Genomic DNA, 17,148 nt, shown 5'->3' with positions numbered 1-17,148 from the left:
GTATTTCCCCACCCTTAGAACCTTGAAACCGGTTCGTTTTTCCCGGTGCAGGATCGACCATGCGGGCAATTGGTTAAGCAAGTCCTAGAATAACGCTCCAATGCTTCGTTCTCGCCAGATCGATGAAATGCGGCGACAAACTGCGGAACCTGTGTGCGCGGATTTAACGAAACTGGCTGCTTTACTGATCGTGGGCAACACTGCTGTTAATTTCTGAGTTAACTCGCCAGTATTACTACGATGCGGCGATGAACGGCTTGTTGCGCGAACGTAATGTCGGCCGATCTATGCTGGCGCGATTCGCCTAGAAAGAAGGAAGGAATGACGATGCTCGCTCGAACGCTGGCCCGGTCGCTGCTGGCAATGACCGCGGCGCTTGCGCTCGGCGCGGTCGGCGGGAGTGCCGGGGCGCAGGGCGCGGCCGGGGCGCCGCTGCGCTACACCGGGGTCAACCTCTCCTCGGCCGAATATAATGCCGACAAGCTGCCGGGCGAGGCGGGCAAGGACTATGTCTACCCGGGCACCGGCACCGCCGCACCCTTTCTCGCGGCGGGAATGAACGCGGTGCGGGTCCCGGTGCTGTGGGAGCGGCTGCAGCCGCAGCCGATGGGACCGCTCGATCCCGCCGAGCTGGGCCGGCTCGACACGGCGGTGCGCGAGCTCGGCGCCTTCCAGCTGTTCGTCATCGATATCCACAATTACGCACGCTACCGCGGCAAGCTGCTCGCGGCAGACGACCGCTCGCTTACCGACCTGTGGCATCGGCTTGCCGAGCATTACCGCGGCAACGACCGGGTCGCCTTCGGGCTGATGAACGAGCCGCACGACATTTCCGCGCTGGACTGGCGGGCGATCGCGGAGCGGAGCGTCGCGGCGATCCGCTCGGCCGGCGCGCGCAACCTTGTGCTGGTCCCCGGCACCAGCTGGAGCGGCGGGCACAGCTGGACAATCGGCAACGAGGGCAGCAACGCCGCCGCCTTCGCCGGCTTCCGCGATCCGGGCAACCGCTTCGCCTTCGACATCCACCAGTATCTCGACGCGGATTCCTCCGGGACCAAGAAGGAGTGCGCCGGGGCGAAGGTCGGGCGCGAGCGGCTGGCCGCGGTGACCGCCTGGATGCGGCGCGAACATGCGGTCGGCTGGCTCGGCGAGTTCGGCGCCTCGAGCGAGCCGACCTGCCTCGCCGCGCTGGGCGACATGCTCCAGTATATGCAGTCGAACGGCGACGCCTGGCTCGGCTGGACCTACTGGGCGGGCGGCGACTGGTGGGGTTCCTACCCGCTCAGCATCCAGCCCGAGGGCGGCCGCGACAAGCCGCAGATGGGCGTGCTCAAGCGCTACTTGAAGGGCGCGGCGGCGCGGTAGCGCGAGACGTTGGCGCCCAGCACATTGTAGCGCGCCGGCGGCGGCGCGGCGTCGGCATCCGCCTGCTCGTCGCCGGCGGCGGGCTCGGCCACGACCGGCTCGGCGCCGCGGGCGACCACTCCGACCAGCAGCCACAGGAGGCTCGCCACCTTCATCGAGAAGATGGCCGAACTGCCTGTCAGCAGGTTGAGCGCGAAGTAGAGATTGGTGATGAGCAGCAGCCGCTTCTGCTCGGGGCGCTCGGCGGCGGTGGCGAAGGCGAGGAACAGCCACAGCACCAGCATGCCGAAGATCGAGCAGGCGTAGATGACATAGGTGTATCCGCTGTCGTGAAAGCCGTTCGCGTCGAACACCTCGCCGCCGAGCAGCCCGCTCATGTCCATCGAGGTGAGCGTCCGGTAGGTGAGCGAGAGGCGGCCGACCAGATTGTCGCCCTGCTCGTCGGGCGCGATGTGCGCCATGATCGCCGCGGCGACGAAGCCGACCGGGATAAAGAGCAGGTTGACCGGCCGGCTGAGCTTGGGCGCGAGGAAGTAGACCACCGGCGTGGCGAGCGCGAGGAAGAGCCCGGTCCGGGTATTGTTGGTGATCAGGATCAGCCCGACCAGCAGGATCAGGAAGCCGCGCCAGCGCTTGTTGAGGCGGTGCCACTCGATCAGCAGGAACATGCAGATCACGGTCGAGAAGTTGGCCAGCGAAACCTGCTCGAGGAACAGCGAGGCGGTGCGGTGGTCGACGAGGTTGGCGAGCGCGAAGCGGCCCTCGAAGCTCAGCGTGTTGCGGAACAGGCCGATCTCGTCGAGCTCGAACTGCTCGATCCCGCGCGTGTTCGCATAATAGAGCGCGGGTTTGAAGAAGGCGGCGTAGGCGGGGGTGGAGATGATTTCCAGCGCTAGCGCCGCAAAGACGAGCACGGCTACCAGCAGAAACACCCGGTCGAGCGTCTTGCGGCTGGTTCGAACGCCCAGCAGCATGAACACTGCCATGATCGCGACGTTGCGCGCCATGTCGACGTAGAAGCCGCCGTTGATCAGCGAGAGGGCGACTGCGTTCAGCACGAAGAAGGCGAGGAAGGCGATCGGCGCGGTGTCGCCGGGGCGCGGCCGGGCCGAGACGATGAAGAACATGGCGGCGGCCAGGATCAGCATCTCGGAGGCGACGACCATCGGCGTGCTGACGCTGACCGCGTGCGCGTTCACGATTGCCAGCAGCGCATTGTAGCAGGAGCCGAGGAAGACCAGGACCAGCGCGGGCCAGCCAAGCTCCCTCAGCGCCGGGGGCGCGGCGGTGTCGGCCGCGAGCTCGCTCGGCGCCAGCGGCGCGTTGCGCCGGAAGGTGGAGAGGCGCCCCGTCGGGAACGCGACCGATCCTCCGGCGGGAGCCGCCGCGCGGCGACGGATATGCTTGTCGTGAAGCCCGATCATCTGCCGACGTAAGTCCCGCGGGGCGGAAAGGTTGCGGCGCCGGCGCGCCGGAAATCCGCTGTGCCGTTCCGGTGCGTCGACGAGCTTAACCCTTCGTCAACCATATCTCTTCATTGCCCCTTGTAACTGCTCGTCTGCGGGAATAGTCATCTCCTTTGGGAGGTGGTTCGTACCGGTCCACAAAGAGACCAGACGAGACCACGGGAGGGTGCCATGAAGCACGAGAAAATCGAAGTCGTTCCCGATCTCGTTTCGGCGAGCTATGTCCGCGGGCTGGGCGCCTGCATGCTGGCCAGCCTGGTGATCTGGGCAGCGCTTCTTCTCACGATCCGCTAGGCTCCCCGCGAAGGGGCGGCCCAGGCAGCCGTTCGAACCGGCGCGCCCTGCGCGGGCCGGTGTTCCCGTTCGTTGAATCAAACCGCAAGCGGTTGTTGCTGACCGGCTGCCCGGCCGTGCGACAGGCCGCCTTTCCGCCAAAACCTTGTTGTCCCATTCGTGAACGATTCGTGAATATATAACGGGTTAATAATTTTTTTACCAAGTGGGACCCATCTAGGGGTCAGGCGTTATGTACGGCGTGGAAGTGCAAATGAATCGTTGGAGTGCCCCTCAGCGGGCGGCTCCCTTCGCTCGTGTCGCGAAGCGGCCGCTACGATTGCGGCTCTACGCGCTGCTGATGGCGCTCGACTGCGCGTGCATCCTGGCTTCCTTCGCCATCGCCGGCGGGGTTCGCTTCGGATCGGTGTTCGTCGACGGCTGGGCGGGGGTGACCGCATCGGTCACCGCATTGTTCCTTCTGTCCGCCGTTTCCACTGGTGCCTATTCGCTGGACGTGCTCCGCCACCCGAGCCGCGGCGTCGCCCGCGCGGTCGGCTCGGTGCTGCTCGCCTTCGCGATGCTGTTCCTGCTGTTCTTCTTCCTAAAGGTCGACCAGCGCCTGTCGCGCATCATGACCGGCACTTCGCTGCTGCTCGCGACCGGCGCGGTGACCATCGTCCGCCAGCTGGTCGGCGATGCGCTCCGCCGCCGCCACCATGGCCAGTTCACCACCGAGATCCTGCTCAGCGATCGTAGCGGAATTCGCGAGCGCGACGGCTTTCTGGTCGTCGATGCGGCGACCGAGCGGCTGACCCCGACTCCGAGCGACGCCGCGGCGCAGATCCATTTCGCCGAAATGCTTCAGGGCGCCGACCGCGTGGTCGTCGCCTGCCCGGCGGACACCGCCCCGCAGTGGTCGCAGATGCTCAAGTGCACCGGCATCCAGGGCGAGGTCCTGTCGAGCGACTTCGACCATCTCGCGCCGCTGGGCGTGTCCAAGGTAGACGGTCACACCACCCTGGTGGTCTCGTCGGGCCCGCTCAACGCCCGCCAGCGGCTGGCCAAGCGCGCGCTCGATCTTGCGATCAGCCTGCCGCTGCTGCTGTTCATCGCCCCGGTGCTGCTCGGCATCGCGCTGGCGATCAAACTCGAGAGCCGCGGCCCGGTGTTGTTCAAGCAGCCGCGCGTCGGCCAGGGCAACACCATGTTCAACATCCTCAAGTTCCGCAGCATGCGGAACGAGCGGACCGACATCCACGGCAACCGGTCGGCCAGCCGCGACGACGACCGGGTCACCCGCGTCGGGCGGATCCTGCGCCGCACCAGCCTCGACGAGCTGCCGCAGCTGCTCAACGTGGTGCTCGGCTCGATGAGCATCGTCGGGCCGCGCCCGCACGCGTTGGGCTCGCTCGCCGGCGACCGCCTCTTCTGGCACGTCGACGAGCGCTATTGGCAGCGCCACGCGATCAAGCCGGGGATCACCGGGCTGGCCCAGGTCCGCGGCTTCCGCGGCGCTACCCACACCCGCGAGCACCTGACCTCGCGGCTGCAGGCCGATCTCGAATATCTGTCCGGCTGGTCGATCTGGCGGGACATCTCGATCCTGGTGCGCACCCTGCGCGTGGTCGTTCACTCCGAGGCCTATTGAGGCCGGGCGGGACGTCCGGGACGAACTGGAAGGGGCCGTCCGACGGCCCCTTTTTTTGTGCGTCGCGCGGGCGGGAGGGCGCCGGCATCCCTTAGCAGGCGCGGCGAGCGGAACGCGGTTCCTGCGGCTGCGTGCCGAGGGCATGCTGGCAGCCGTCGAGCGACAGCGAAGGTGGGGGGGGGGGCGGTTGGCAGGAAGTTCTGCGGGAGTTCGGCCCTGTTCGACGGCGAGAGCACGGCGGGAAGGTTGGAGCGCTCGCCGAGCAGCGGCGGGGCGGCAGGGGAAAAGACTGGGCGGAACCCGGCGCTCGGCCGGACCCCGACCGGTCAGCTGACCATCAGCACCGCGGGGTTTGCGATCCCCTCGCGGTCGAGCACCTCGACCACGCTCGACAGGTCGCGCAGCGAGGAGACATTCTCCTTCACCGCGAGGATGACGCTGTCCGCGCCGCCGGCAACGCGGCCGACCAGCGAGGGCGGCAGGCTGCCGCAGGCGACGATGATATATTCGAAGCGGTTGGCCAGCGGTTCGATCCGGTGGAACAGCCGCTCGCGCGAGAGCAGGCTCGAATAGTTGGCGACGGGCGCACCGGCGCCGATCAGCGACAGGTTGGGAACCGAGGTCGGCTGGACGAACAGGTGCGGCGGCTCGAGGCTCGATAACAGCTCGGTAACGCCGGGGCTGGGCGACAGCGCGAAACTGTCGTGAAGCCGCGGGCGGTCGAGCCCGGCGTCGACCAGCAGCACGCGATAGCCGCTGCCGGCGCAGGTGATGGCGAGGCTCGCGGTGATGAACGGCGCGTCGGCTTCCGCCTGGGCGCCGCTGACCGCGATCCGGTGCGGGGTGCGCTGGACCGCATGGCCCTTGGCGAGCGTGGTCAGGAGGTTGCGGAGCTCGCCGACGAACTCGGGGGTGAGCGGCCGGGCGAGACCCTCGGCTTCCTCGTTGGCCTGCGCGGCCACGCCGCGGGCGTCGAGCGAGCGTTCGGGGAAGAGGGCGCGATCGCTGCCCCGCTGTGCCGGAACCAGCTTGCTGGTCTGGAGACGCATCAGCTGGATGCTCCTTCGAGGAGGCGCGGGCCGGCCGGGCCGGAGATCGCCACCGGGCCGGGCCGCGGCAGCGCGATGCGGCCGACGACCTGAACCCCGAGGCGGCGCTCGATGCCGCCCCAGCTGCGGACCCGCGGGTTGATAAACTCGAGCACGATCGCTGCGATGGTGCCGAGGATGGCGCCGAGCAGCAGCGCGAGCAGCATCGTCATGCCGACCTTGGGCGAGCTCGGGAACAGCGGCGGCGAGGCATGGTCGAGCACCTGCACGTCGGTCAGCGGGACATTGCCCTGCAGCCGCATGCGGGTGAGCCGCTGGTCGAGGTCGTTGTAGTTGCGCTGCGCGGTGTCGAACTCGTTCTTAAGCCGGTTATACTGGGCGAAGTTGGTGCCCATCTTCATCATCCGCGCATTCTGCTGCGAGGTCAGCGAGCGGAGCCGGTTCTCGCTCGCCGCCGCCGCCGCGCGCTCGGCCGCTGCCTCGGCGTTGCGCGAACCGCTGAAGGTGCCCGACGCGTTGGACAGTTCCGAGTTGAGCTTGGACTGAAGCGTCGAGAGCTGGGCCTGGGTCCGCTTCACGTCCGGATAGTCGGGACCGAACATCGCCTGTAGATCGGCCAGCTTGCCGCTCGTCTCCGAGATCTGCTGGCGGATGCCCTGCACGACCTGGCTGCGCTCGGCGTCGCCGCGCGCCTGGGCGCCGGAGAAGTTGGACTGGCGGGCGGCTGCCGACTTGGCTTCGGCTGAGGCGAGCTGAGTGACCATCTCGGCCATCTGCGTGCCCTCGGTCGACATCGCGTTGTCGTTGGTGATCCCGGTCTGCTTGACGAAGTCGCTGAGCGTGTTCTGCGCCTCGATGACCCGGCCCTTGGCCTGAGTCAGCTGCCCGGCGAGCCAGTTGGAATAGGCGCGCGCGGGCTGGGTGCGGAGCCTGTACTGCGAGTCGACTGACGCCTGCGCGAAGGCGTTGGCGATCTGCGCCGCGTCCTTGGCGTTCTTGGCGGTGCCGCGGATCTCGAGGATGTCGGTGTCCTTGCCCGGCGTGACCGAGAGCTGGCCGAGCATGACCTGCGCCAGCCAGTCGCCGTAGGGCTGGCGGCCGGAGGTCTGCTTCTGCCAGGCCTGCACATAGCCCGGGTTCTTGTCATAGCCGGCAATCACCGCCGCCTGGGTGGCGACGTTGGGCGAGCGGATGAGGTCGGCCTGGGTTGCCATCGCGTTGCGCGTCTGGTCCGGCGACAGCGGGTTGTCCTCGGCCTTGATCGGGTCGGGCGCGCGGCTGTCGAGCAGCAGGCTGGCCGACGCGGTATATTTGCGCGGCGCGGTGCCGATGTAGAGGATCGCCAGCAGGCCGATAACGCCGGTTACCAGCGCCACGAGCTTCCAACGGTAGCGGACCGCGTCGATCCAATCGAGAAAGCTATACATTCTGACGGTCCTTGCGGGCGGGCCGCTCCTTGAGCGTGTCGCGGTGGACGAGTTCGACCAGCGCGATGAAGAATTCGGGGGCGGTGGAATCGCGGAAGGAGACGCTTTCGCCGTCGATCACCAGTGCCTTGCCGAACCCTTCGACGAGGCCCGGCTCGATGGTCGGGAGGGTGTGGTCGCGGCCGTCGACATGGTCCGCCTCGCCGCCGAACGCCAGTCGGCGGGCGACCTTGACGTACGGGCCGGGGTTGCCGGAGCGACCGGCAGCGAGCGCTCGGAAGATCGCGGCGTCTTCCTCGTTGAACGAGGCCCACTCGACGAACGCCTGGCGAAGGCCGGAGATGACGTGCACCTCGGTGATCACCGTGTCGCCCTGCTGGTCGGCACAGATCGCGCTGTGCATCCCGAACAGGCGGGCGTGATAGGGCGAGCCGCACGAGACGCGCTCGAGCATGGTCCGGGCGTCCTGGTCGAAGCTCATCCCGCACCGGCTCGAGCACTGGTCGAGCAGCGCGTCGATCGACTCCGCGGTGAGCGGCGAGGTCGAGACGCGGGTGACGTGGCGGATCAGCGAAGGGTGGCCCTGAACGACGTCGGCGAACACCGAGCGGCCGCCGACGAGCACGAAGCGTACCGGCAGGCGCGCGTCGGAGATCAGCTTGAACAGCGAACTCAGCTTCCAGTGGAGGTCGGGGTCGCTGATCCGGTCGAACTCGTCGAGAACGACGATGACCTGGCTGTAGCGGACCATCGACATGATCGTCACCGCCTGATGCGGCGTGCTGTCGGTGTCGAACTCGAGCACGCGCTGCTCGAACGCCTTCACCGCGTCGGCGTCGACCGACGAGAAGGGGATCTGCTCGAGGTAGGAGCGCATCAGCTGGCCGAAAGTCGTCCCGTCGTCGCATGCCGAGTAGAGGACGACGATGCCCTGCTGGTCGGCGTACATGCCGAACACCCGGACCAGTGAGGTCTTGCCCGAGCCGCGCGGGCCCGAGACGATGCCGTGGTTGCGGCGGTAGAGAACGCCGCTGAGCAGGGCTTCGACCTCGTCCTCGCGGCCGCGCAGGTCGCCCGGCTCGCCGACCGGCTGCGAGACGTCGAACGCGGTGTAGATGCGGTCGAGACGGCTTTCGCCCATCCGTGCGAGCGACGCCAGCGCGGTGCCCGGCTCTGCGGGTCGCGCCATCGGCAGGATGTCTTCTGCGACAGGAGCGGCGGCCAAGGGTGGAGTCTCCACGTTGCTGTCCGGATCACCGGCATTGTTGAAACGTTCGGCTGCGAACTGGGTCACCGTTGAATACCATTTCATAAGTTCGTTGCCCCCCGCCGCCGTTGTCCGTCAGCCGGTGCCTGGTTCCACGCCGACGCCCCGGTGCCCCCGACCGGGCGGCGCCAACGCACCGCGGAAGAGAAGCGACCAACGCGGCGGCGGGCATACCTTGCCCTTCGACGATCCGAGTTCCCGAAACGATGCAGCTTTTGCGCAGTTCCGGCGACGAGGCGAGCGGATCGTCCGCCGACCTGTCCCAAAATGATCATATGCGGCTCCCCGCGACCTTCTGGCGCATCGCCCGAGCCAGGAAGGTGAGGTTGCCGACCACGTAGCGGCCGAACAGCCGGCGCGGCTCGTGCGCGAGGCGATAGGCCCATTCGAGGCGAAGCTTGCGGACCGACATCGGCGCGCGCGGAATCCGTCCCGAGCAAAAGTCCAGCAGCGCGCCGATGCACAGGACCGGGACCCCGATCTCGGCGACATGGCGCTTGCCCCAGATCTCCTGGCGCGGCTGGCCCATCCCGAGAAGAACGAGGTTGGCGCCCGAGGCGCGGATCCGGCGAACCAAGTCGGCGCTGTCCTGGTCGCGGAAGAAGCCGTGCTGGACACCGACCACGCGGACGTTGCGGAAGCCCTTCTCGAGCACCGCGGCGGCCTCCTCGGCAATCCCCGGCTTGCTGCCGACCAGGAACAGCCGGAGCGGCTGGTCGGTCTCGCCGAGCAGAAAGGGGGTGAAGTCGGTGCCGTTCAGGTTCTCCTTGAACGGCTGGCGGAACAGCGCTCGGCTGGCGATGTCGACGCCAAAGCCGTCGTTGAGCACCAGCGCGCCGTCGAGCGCATCGCGGAGGGCGGGGTCGCGCTGCGCGAGGTTGGCGGTGTGCGCGTTGCAGAAGCCGACCAGCAGCGGCTGGCGGCGCGCCGCGGCGGAGAGGATCTGCGCCGCCGCCGAGTGGCGGTCGGTGACGTCGACCGTCACCGCGCCGATGCGGCGCCGGGTCCGCCCGATCACCCGGTCATAGACGTCGTCGAACTGGTCGACCACGTCGGGCCAGGCGAAGGGCGCCACCGCCGCCTCGACCGCCGCGGCGTCATGGTCGGCGGTGAAGCGCGCATAGGCGGAATCGAGCGCCGAATGGCTGGCCGCCCAGCTCGTCGGGTCGGCGAAGTCGACCAGCAGGCCGTAGCCGAGCCGGTCGATGGTGTCGGCGAAGGGCGGAATGTCGCTGAGCAGCGGGAACAGGCCCGCGCTGGCGCCCTCGACCGCGGCCAGCCCGAACCCCTCGTAGGAGGAGGCGCAGACATAGAGGCCGCTGCAGCCGATCAGCGCGCGAAGCTCCTCGTCGCTCGGGCTGGGGTGAAGCTCGACCCGCTCGCCGATCCCGGCGGCACGGGCCCGCTCGCGCAGCGCGTCAGGGTCGACCCCCATGGGCTTGCCGGCGATCAGCAGGCGCGCCTCGGCGCGGTCGCCGGCATAGCCGGCGAACCAGTCGACCACCCGTTCCAGCTCCTTGTTGGGAGCGAGCCGGCCGAAATAGATGAAGGTGCGGCTGCCGCGCTTCGCCGCGCCGGCGAACTTGTCGACGTCGACCGCATTGGGGATCAGCTTCAGGCGCTCGTCGGTGATGCCCCTGAACGTTTGTTCATCCTCGGCGCTGCACGCGGTCACCGCGCCATATTGGCACAGCGAAGCGCGGGTGATGGTGTGGAACCAGGCGCGCTTGAGCTTCTGCGCGAAGCGGGTGTGGAAGAAGCCGCCATGGGTGGTAAGCACCATCGGTCGGCGATGGATCGGCGCCGTGGCGGCGAGATAGTCGGAAAGGAAGTCCACCGCATGGACATGGATCACGTCGGCGTCGCGGACATGCGGGAGCACGCCCGGTGCGAGCGGATAGCGGCGCGACCCGCGAAAGGGGACACGCACGATCTCTACCCCACGCAGCATGCCGCGCGGCGGAAGCGGGCCATTCTCGCCCGAATCGAAGATGCGATCGAGCGTGACCACGCGCACCCGGTGGCCGCGGACGACCTGCCGAGTGGCGAGCTGCTCGACGAAGTTCTCCAGTCCCCCGACACCCGGGTGGAACTGGCGAACGACGTGAACGATTGTGAGCGCGGGTTCCTGCGTCATCGCGGCCAGATAAGTTGTGCTTGATGCCCCTAACCTGAACAATACGCTTCGAAACCGAAACGGTTTCGGGACGTTGATCGATTTATTCTGCAGTGCACAATTTCGGGACAGTGCGTTCGGAGCGGTTGCGCTCTCGCGGGGAGAAGGCAGTTGCCGGCGCATGATCGGTGGGACGTTTTGAACGCGCGCGAGCCGGGGTTTCCGGCTGCCCCGACGGGCGTCCGCGGGTGAGGGAGACGAACGCCGGAGCGGCGGCCACCAGCCTCCGCTCGACTCCGCCGCCGCGCTTGCTGATTGTCACTGGGCAGCATTTCGCGACCCAGCCGCGGCGAGTCGACCTCCACTTCATGGCCGACGCGCTGGTCCGCCGCGGCGTTCCTGTCGACTTCCTCTCGGTTCGGCTCAGCCTCCTCAGCAAGCTGGCAAGGGACGATCGGTGGGGGTTCGCGCGGACGCGCCGGTGGAATCGCTGGAACCGGATCGGGCCGCTTCAGGAGGAATATATCTGGTTCCGGCTGGTCCATGCCGCGCGGACCCGCTCGCCGATGCTCAACCGCTGGTCGGCGGGGATCGAGCAGGGCGCCGCGATCCCGCCGGCGGTGCGTGCCCGGCTGACCGGCTACAGCGACATCCTGGTCGAGAGCGGGGCGGCGCTGTTCCTGCTGCCCAGGCTGCGCCGGCTCGCCCCGCAGGCACGGATCATCTACCACGCTGCCGACCGGCTGGAGACGATCGGCGCGCACCCGCGGCTCGGCGGGATTTTGCGCGACCATGCCGGCGACATCGACCTCGTCCATGTCGTCGCCGAGGCGCTGCGCAGCGAGGTGCCGCACCAGCAGGTCGTCTACCTTCCCCACGGCCTGTCCAAGGAGGCCTTCGCCGCGGTGGACGCGCCGTCGCCGTTCGCCGGCTCCCGCAACGCCGTCTGCGTCGGCGACATGCTGTTCGACGCGGACGCGGTCGAGACGATGGCCCGCGCCTTCCCCGACTGGACCTTCCACCTCTTCGGGCGCAAGGCGAGGACCGGGTCGGCGCTGCCCAACGTCGTCGCCCATGGCGAGCGGCCGTTCGACGAGATCGCCGGCTACATCCGCCACGCCGACATCGGGCTCGCGCCCTATCTCGACGAGCGCGACGCCGACTACATCAGCCAGTCCAGCATGAAGATGATCCAGTACAGCTATATGCAATTGCCGATCGTGGCGCCCGCCTTCGCCGCCGCCGGGCGCGACCATGTCTGCGCCTATACGCCGGGCAACCCGGAGAGCATCGTCGCCGCCTTCGAGCGGGCGACTCGCTTCGACCGCGCGCGGATCGACCAGGACGGGATCCTCAGCTGGGACGAGAAGGTCGCCCGGCTCTTCCCCGCAGCCGGGCGCTGAGCCGGTGAGCGACGGAGGGACACCGGCGGCGCCGGTCAACTATCGCCGGGCCGCGCTCGGCGGCGCCGCGGTGACGGGACTTGGGACGCTGACCAAGGCGTCGCTCCAAGTCGCCGCGATCATCGTCCTCGCCCGGCTGCTGACGCCGGCGGACTTCGGGATCATGGCGATGGTCTTCCCGATCATCGCCTTCGCGCAGGTGCTGCAGGATGCCGGGCTGGGTTCGGCGGTGCTGCAGCGCAGCGAGATCAGCGAGCCCGAGCTGGCGACCATGTTCTGGCTCAACGCCGCGGTCGGGATCGTGCTCGCGCTCCTGTTCCTGGCGGTGTCGCCGTTCGTCGCCGACTTCTACCACGAGCCTCGGGTCCAGGCGCTGACCGCGGCTTCCGGCACGCTGCTGCTGCTCGCCGCGCTGGCGGTCCAGCCGCGCACCATCCTCAACCGCAATCTCCGCTTCACCACGCTGGCGATCAGCGACGCGCTGTCGCTGCTGGTCGGGACGCTGCTGGCGTGCGGGGTGGCATGGCTGACCGGTTCCTACTGGTCGATCTTCCTGCTGAGCTTCGGCGCCTCGGCGACCGAGTGCGTCTTCGCCTGGGCGCTCGCCGGATGGCGGCCGACCGTCCGCGCGCCGCTCCACAAGGTGATGGACCTGGTCCGCTTCGGCGGCCACATGACCCTGTCGAACATCGCCGGCTACTTCTCGCGCAACCTCGACAATATCCTGATCGGGCGGGTGTGGGGCGCGACCGCGCTCGGCTTCTACGAGCGGGCCTACAAGGTCGTGCTGATGCCGGTGCTGTTCGTCCACATGCCGCTGTTCCGGCTGATGGTGCCGATTCTCAGCCGCACCCGCGACGAGCCGGAGCGCTACCGCCGCCAGTATTTGCTCTCCTATCAGCTGTCGCTGCTGCTGACCGTTCCCGGGCTGACCCTGCTCGCGTCGGCGACCACCATCGTCGTCGGGCTGGTGATGGGACCCAAGTGGATCACCGGCGCGCCGATCTTCGCCTGGCTGGCGCTGACCGGGCTGTTCCAGCTCGTCACCGGGCCGATCGCGATGATGTTCGTCAGCCAGAACCGCCCGCGCGCGGCGCTGGTCTCGAGCGTGGTGTCGAGCATCTACACGGTGGTCGCCTTCCTGATCGGGATCCGCTGGGGCGCGGTCGGGGTAGCGATGGCCTACGCGATCAGCGAGGGCATCCGCACGCCGCTGATGGTCTGGTACGCGACCAGCGAAGGTCCGATCCGGTTCAAGGACGCCACGGCAACGACGCTGCCCTTCGTCCTGGCGGCGATCGTCTGTTTCGTCCTGACGCGCGGGCTGCTGCTGACGCAACTGGACGAAACAAGCCCGCTGTTGTTCACGGTGACGACAGGCATTCTACTTTATCTGGTCACCATTCCTATCCTGATGATCAATCATGCCGGACGTGAATTTCTACGGGAGATCTTCACGGCCGTGGGCAACATGTTGCGACGGTTCCGCAAGCCGGGTCTGTCGACTCCGCCCTCCGCCTGACTGTCCCGTGACGGGGCGGACACCGTTGCGGACATGGAACGCTGTCAGGCGAGGGACGTTCGTTAAACCGGCCTTCAAGGCCTCCAGATCAATAGGGCGGGTCGCCATGAAACATCATTCCGCAGCGCTGCCGCTTGTCGCCGCAGCTGTCCTCCTGTCGGGCTGCGCCGGGAGCCCCACGCTCGGGAGCGGCAGCAGTGCCGTGACCGTTTCCCAGGCGCTCCCCGCGCCGGACGCGACCATCAGCACGGTCGATTTCTCCAATTACCGGATCGGCCCGCGCGACCAGCTCAGCGTCGAGGTGTTCGGCGCGCCCGAGCTCAAGCGCGAGGGCGAGGTCGACGCGGCCGGCAACCTGTCGCTGCCGCTGGTCGGCACCGTCGCGGTCGGCGGCAAGACCCCCGGCGAGGTGCGCGACATCGTCACCACCCAGCTGCGCGGCCGCTACATCAAGGACCCGCAGGTCACGGTCAACATCACCAAGGCGGTGGGGCAGAGCATCACCGTCGACGGCGCGGTGCGCGAGCCCGGCACCTATCCGGTGCTCGGGCGGATGACGCTGCAGCAGGCGATCGCGGCGGCCAAGGGCTCGTCCGACCTCGCCAACCTCGACAATGTGGTCGTGTTCCGCAACGTCAACAACCAGAAGATGGCGGCGCTGTTCAGCCTCAAGCGGATCCGCGCCGGGCAGATGCCGGACCCGCTGGTCTACGGCAACGACATCGTCGTGGTCGGCGAGAACGCCACCCGGCGCTTCCTGCGCGACCTTGGGTCGGTCCCGCTGCTCGGCAATTTCGTCCGTTTCCCGATCTAGCGTCGGGACCCGACATGACCAGCAACCAGGTGCGCCCGGTCATCCTCTCGGGGGGATCGGGCACACGGCTCTGGCCGGTATCGCGCGCCAGCTTCCCCAAGCAGCTGCTGCCGATCGGGTCGGAGACGTCGATGCTGTGCGCGACCGCCGAGCGGGTGCGCGGCAGCGGCTTCGCCGACCCGATCGTGGTGGCGAGCGAGGAGCATCGTTTCTTCGTCCGCAAGCAGCTCGAGAAGGCGGGCGTCGCGGTCGCCGCCATCCTGCTCGAGCCCGAGGGCCGCAACACCGCGCCGGCGGCGACCCTTGCCGCCGCCTTTGCCGGGCGCGACGACCCGGCCGAGCTGCTCCTGCTGCTTCCGTCCGACCATGTGATCGAGGACGCCGACGGCTTCCGAGCGGCGGTCGAGGCGGCGATCCCCTATGCCCGCGACGGCGGGATCGTCACCTTCGGGGCACGGCCGAGCGACGCCAACACGCAATATGGCTATATCGAGTATGAGGCCGGCAACGGCGATGGCGCCGCGGCCAAGCCGATCCGCCGCTTCGTCGAGAAGCCCGACCGGGACACCGCCGCCGCCTATCTCGAGCAGGGCAACTACCTGTGGAATGCGGGTATCTTCCTGTTCCGCGCCGACAGCTTCCTCGCCGAGGTCGAGCGGTGGATGCCGGAGACGCTGGAGGCAATTCGGCGCGCGCTCGAGGCGAGCCAGCAGGACGGAAGTTTTGTCCGCCCCGAGGCGACCGCCTTCGCCGGCACCGAGAAGATCTCGCTCGACTATGGGATCATGGAGCGGACCGACCATGGCTTCGTCGTCCCGATCGACATCGGCTGGTCCGACGTCGGCTCGTGGGAGGCGCTGTGGCGGATCTCCGCCAAGGACGGCGCGGACAATGCGATCAAGGGCGAGGTCGTCGCGATCGATACGTCCTCCTCGCTGCTCGAGAGCCATCCCGGCGCGCCGGCGATCGCCACCGTCGGGGTCGAGAACCTCGCCGTGATCGCGGTCCGCGACGCGGTGTTCGTCGCTCCGCTGGAGCGGGCGGTGGAGGTCAAGCAGGTGGTCGAGCGGTTGGAGCGCGAACGCAACTCGATCGCCGTCGAGCCGTCGCGGATGGTGCGTCCGTGGGGCAGCTACGAGACGGTCGAGCGGGGCCCGCGCTTCCAGGTCAAGCGGATCGTCGTCGACCCGGGCGGCCGGCTGTCGCTGCAGATGCATCATCATCGCTCGGAGCACTGGATCGTGGTGCGCGGGACGGCGGAGGTGACGATCGGCGACGAGGTCCGGCTGCTCCACGAGAACCAGTCGACCTACATCCCGGTCGGCTGCACCCACCGGCTCGCCAATCCGGGCAAGATCCCGCTCGAACTGGTCGAGGTGCAGTGCGGGGCCTATCTCGGCGAGGACGACATCGTGCGGGTCAGCGACGTTTACGGCCGAAGCTGAGCGCCGCCAGCGAGCGGCGACAACCTGTTGGCCGATGACGCGTTGAAGCCGGCAGACATGGGATTGTTTCGGAGCGCCCGACCGTGACCGGACCGAACGACAGCGAGAATCATTACCAGACGCTAGGCGTGAGTCCGGGCGCGACGACGGAGGAGATTCGGAGCGCTTTCCTCCACCTCTTCCAGCGTCACCGCGACCGCCCGGGGTTCAGCGATCCCGAACGGGTCGGCCGCGCGCGCCGGATCAACATCGCCTATGCGACGCTCGGCGATCCGGTGCGGCGCCGCGCCTACGACGAGTCGATCGGCCTCGGCGCGCTCGCCGCGGCGGCGCCGGGGGCCGCCATCCCCGCCGACGTGATGCCGGGCGAGCGGCAGGACATGATGGCGACTCCGACCGCCCAACCGCTCGCCCGGGAAGCGCCGGCCGAGCGGCCATTGCGGGCCGAGCGGCGCGAGGCCGCGGCGGCGGCTGCTGCGACCCCGGCAACGGCTGCGACCGCTCCCGTCGTGGAGGAGCCGGTCGAAACGGACGGACGGCGGCCGTGGGTGCCGGTCGCGATCGCGGCGGTGCTGGTGCTGCTCGCCTCGCTGCTCGCCGCCTATATCCTGTTGCCGCGGTCGGACCAGCGGGGCCGGCAGGTCGCCGCCAACGACCGCGCCCGTTCCGCCCCGGCCACCGGACAGCCGGCGCTGCCCGGGCCGGTCGCGAGCGCCCCGCCGGGCAGTGCGCCGGCAGCCAACGCAAGTGCGCCGGAGATCGCGTCGCAGCAGGGCGGCGGCGAGGGCAGCATCGTCGCCGCTCCGCCCAGCGAGGTTACCCCACCGCGCGACACGACGACCGACGCCGCAAACCGCACCGCGGAAGGTCGCGCGCGCGAACCGCAGCGGACCGCCGAGGCGAGCATCCCCGCGCTTCGGCCGCCGCCGCCGACCAGCCAAGCCGCGCCGGATCGCGGGCGGGATCAGCAGGTGGCGTCGGACAACGCTCCCGCCGCCGAGTCGCCTTCGCCTGCACCCGCGCCCGCCGCCGAGCCGCCGCCTCCGCCCCCGGCGCGGGTCGATCGCAGCCGCGCCGCTCGCTACGCCGGCGGCGGCCTCGTCGACAGCGACAATCCGCGCGGGCGCTACGCCGGCACGGTGCGGGTGTTGTTCACGGTGCAGCCCAACGGGCGGGTGAGCAATTGCCGCCCGACCGAGGGCAGCGGGGATCGCGGGCTCGACTCGCTGACCTGCCAGTTGGTCGAGGACCGGCTGCGGTTCAACCCGGCGCTGAATGCCGACGGCGAGCCGGTCAGCAGCCAGGTCGGGACCAGCTATACCTGGGGTCGCCGGCCGCGCCGGCGCTAGC

The 17,148-nt window shown here is 68.7% G+C and carries 13 protein-coding genes; 8 read left to right on the top strand and 5 right to left on the bottom strand.

Annotation, left to right across the window (positions count from 1 at the left end):
• Positions 1-321 precede the first annotated feature (321 nt).
• Positions 322-1,365, top strand: a complete 1,044-nt coding sequence (locus tag HMF7854_RS15135; protein ID WP_239017011.1) for a glycoside hydrolase family 5 protein — start codon at positions 322-324, stop codon at positions 1,363-1,365.
• On the opposite strand, the gene HMF7854_RS15130 is transcribed toward HMF7854_RS15135, so the two are convergent.
• Entirely contained in the window at positions 1,338-2,789 is a 1,452-nt protein-coding gene (locus tag HMF7854_RS15130; RefSeq protein ID WP_126719964.1) for a hypothetical protein, read from the bottom strand. The genes HMF7854_RS15135 and HMF7854_RS15130 overlap by 28 nt on opposite strands.
• Before the next feature lie 213 nt (positions 2,790-3,002).
• Here HMF7854_RS15130 and HMF7854_RS16205 point away from each other — a divergent pair, with 213 nt between their 5' ends.
• Together HMF7854_RS16205 and HMF7854_RS15125 are read left to right on the top strand one after the other, a co-directional pair.
• Positions 3,003-3,125, top strand: a complete 123-nt coding sequence (locus HMF7854_RS16205; protein ID WP_275402015.1) for a hypothetical protein — start codon at positions 3,003-3,005, stop codon at positions 3,123-3,125.
• A gap of 319 nt (positions 3,126-3,444) precedes the next feature.
• A complete protein-coding gene (locus tag HMF7854_RS15125; protein WP_185829318.1) occupies positions 3,445-4,755 on the top strand; it encodes an exopolysaccharide biosynthesis polyprenyl glycosylphosphotransferase in 1,311 nt (436 codons plus the stop codon).
• Between the two features lie 326 nt (positions 4,756-5,081).
• On the opposite strand, the gene HMF7854_RS15120 is transcribed toward HMF7854_RS15125, so the two are convergent.
• From HMF7854_RS15120 to HMF7854_RS15105, 4 genes are all read right to left on the bottom strand, one after another.
• Positions 5,082-5,804 (bottom strand): CpsD/CapB family tyrosine-protein kinase, encoded by a 723-nt coding sequence (locus HMF7854_RS15120; RefSeq protein WP_126719962.1) that lies wholly within the window; start codon positions 5,802-5,804, stop codon positions 5,082-5,084.
• Positions 5,804-7,231, bottom strand: a complete 1,428-nt coding sequence (locus HMF7854_RS15115; RefSeq protein WP_126719961.1) for a GNVR domain-containing protein — start codon at positions 7,229-7,231, stop codon at positions 5,804-5,806. Before HMF7854_RS15115 ends, HMF7854_RS15120 begins: the two co-directional genes overlap by 1 nt.
• A complete protein-coding gene (locus tag HMF7854_RS15110; RefSeq protein ID WP_221766458.1) occupies positions 7,224-8,525 on the bottom strand; it encodes an ATP-binding protein in 1,302 nt (433 codons plus the stop codon). The genes HMF7854_RS15115 and HMF7854_RS15110 overlap by 8 nt, the downstream gene beginning before the upstream one ends.
• Before the next feature lie 244 nt (positions 8,526-8,769).
• Positions 8,770-10,635, bottom strand: coding sequence for a WecB/TagA/CpsF family glycosyltransferase (locus tag HMF7854_RS15105; protein ID WP_185829316.1), 1,866 nt, complete (start codon positions 10,633-10,635; stop codon positions 8,770-8,772).
• Between the two features lie 227 nt (positions 10,636-10,862).
• Here HMF7854_RS15105 and HMF7854_RS15100 point away from each other — a divergent pair, with 227 nt between their 5' ends.
• From HMF7854_RS15100 to HMF7854_RS15080, 5 genes are all read left to right on the top strand, one after another.
• Positions 10,863-12,017 (top strand): GumK N-terminal domain-containing glycosyltransferase, encoded by a 1,155-nt coding sequence (locus HMF7854_RS15100; RefSeq protein WP_126719958.1) that lies wholly within the window; start codon positions 10,863-10,865, stop codon positions 12,015-12,017.
• A gap of 4 nt (positions 12,018-12,021) precedes the next feature.
• On the top strand, positions 12,022-13,539 hold the full coding sequence (locus HMF7854_RS15095) for a lipopolysaccharide biosynthesis protein (RefSeq protein ID WP_185829315.1): 1,518 nt from the start codon (positions 12,022-12,024) through the stop codon (positions 13,537-13,539).
• A gap of 106 nt (positions 13,540-13,645) precedes the next feature.
• Positions 13,646-14,353: a polysaccharide biosynthesis/export family protein gene (locus HMF7854_RS15090; protein WP_126719956.1), complete on the top strand. Its 708-nt coding sequence runs from the start codon at positions 13,646-13,648 to the stop codon at positions 14,351-14,353.
• A gap of 14 nt (positions 14,354-14,367) precedes the next feature.
• The gene (locus tag HMF7854_RS15085) at positions 14,368-15,798 is read left to right on the top strand and encodes a mannose-1-phosphate guanylyltransferase/mannose-6-phosphate isomerase (protein ID WP_126719955.1); all 1,431 of its coding nucleotides are present in this window, start codon (positions 14,368-14,370) and stop codon (positions 15,796-15,798) included.
• A gap of 83 nt (positions 15,799-15,881) precedes the next feature.
• Entirely contained in the window at positions 15,882-17,147 is a 1,266-nt protein-coding gene (locus HMF7854_RS15080; protein WP_126719954.1) for a TonB family protein, read from the top strand.
• The last annotated feature ends 1 nt before the right edge of the window (position 17,148 follow it).

Source organism: Sphingomonas ginkgonis (assembly GCF_003970925.1).
Classification (GTDB): domain Bacteria; phylum Pseudomonadota; class Alphaproteobacteria; order Sphingomonadales; family Sphingomonadaceae; genus Sphingomicrobium; species Sphingomicrobium ginkgonis.
Note: the sequence above shows the minus strand (reverse complement) of the source record. Positions and strands in the feature narration are given on the sequence as shown.

What these genes read in the sequence shown, in the direction of transcription:
- HMF7854_RS15135 (WP_239017011.1), top strand. Translation starts at nt 322, where the DNA reads ATGACGATGCTCGCTCGAACGCTGGCCCGGTCGCTGCTGGCAATGACC.
- HMF7854_RS15115 (WP_126719961.1), bottom strand. Translation starts at nt 7,231, where the DNA reads ATGTATAGCTTTCTCGATTGGATCGACGCGGTCCGCTACCGTTGGAAG.
- HMF7854_RS15130 (WP_126719964.1), bottom strand. Translation starts at nt 2,789, where the DNA reads ATGATCGGGCTTCACGACAAGCATATCCGTCGCCGCGCGGCGGCTCCC.
- HMF7854_RS15090 (WP_126719956.1), top strand. Translation starts at nt 13,646, where the DNA reads ATGAAACATCATTCCGCAGCGCTGCCGCTTGTCGCCGCAGCTGTCCTC.
- HMF7854_RS16205 (WP_275402015.1), top strand. Translation starts at nt 3,003, where the DNA reads ATGAAGCACGAGAAAATCGAAGTCGTTCCCGATCTCGTTTCGGCGAGC.
- HMF7854_RS15105 (WP_185829316.1), bottom strand. Translation starts at nt 10,635, where the DNA reads ATGACGCAGGAACCCGCGCTCACAATCGTTCACGTCGTTCGCCAGTTC.
- HMF7854_RS15120 (WP_126719962.1), bottom strand. Translation starts at nt 5,804, where the DNA reads ATGCGTCTCCAGACCAGCAAGCTGGTTCCGGCACAGCGGGGCAGCGAT.
- HMF7854_RS15085 (WP_126719955.1), top strand. Translation starts at nt 14,368, where the DNA reads ATGACCAGCAACCAGGTGCGCCCGGTCATCCTCTCGGGGGGATCGGGC.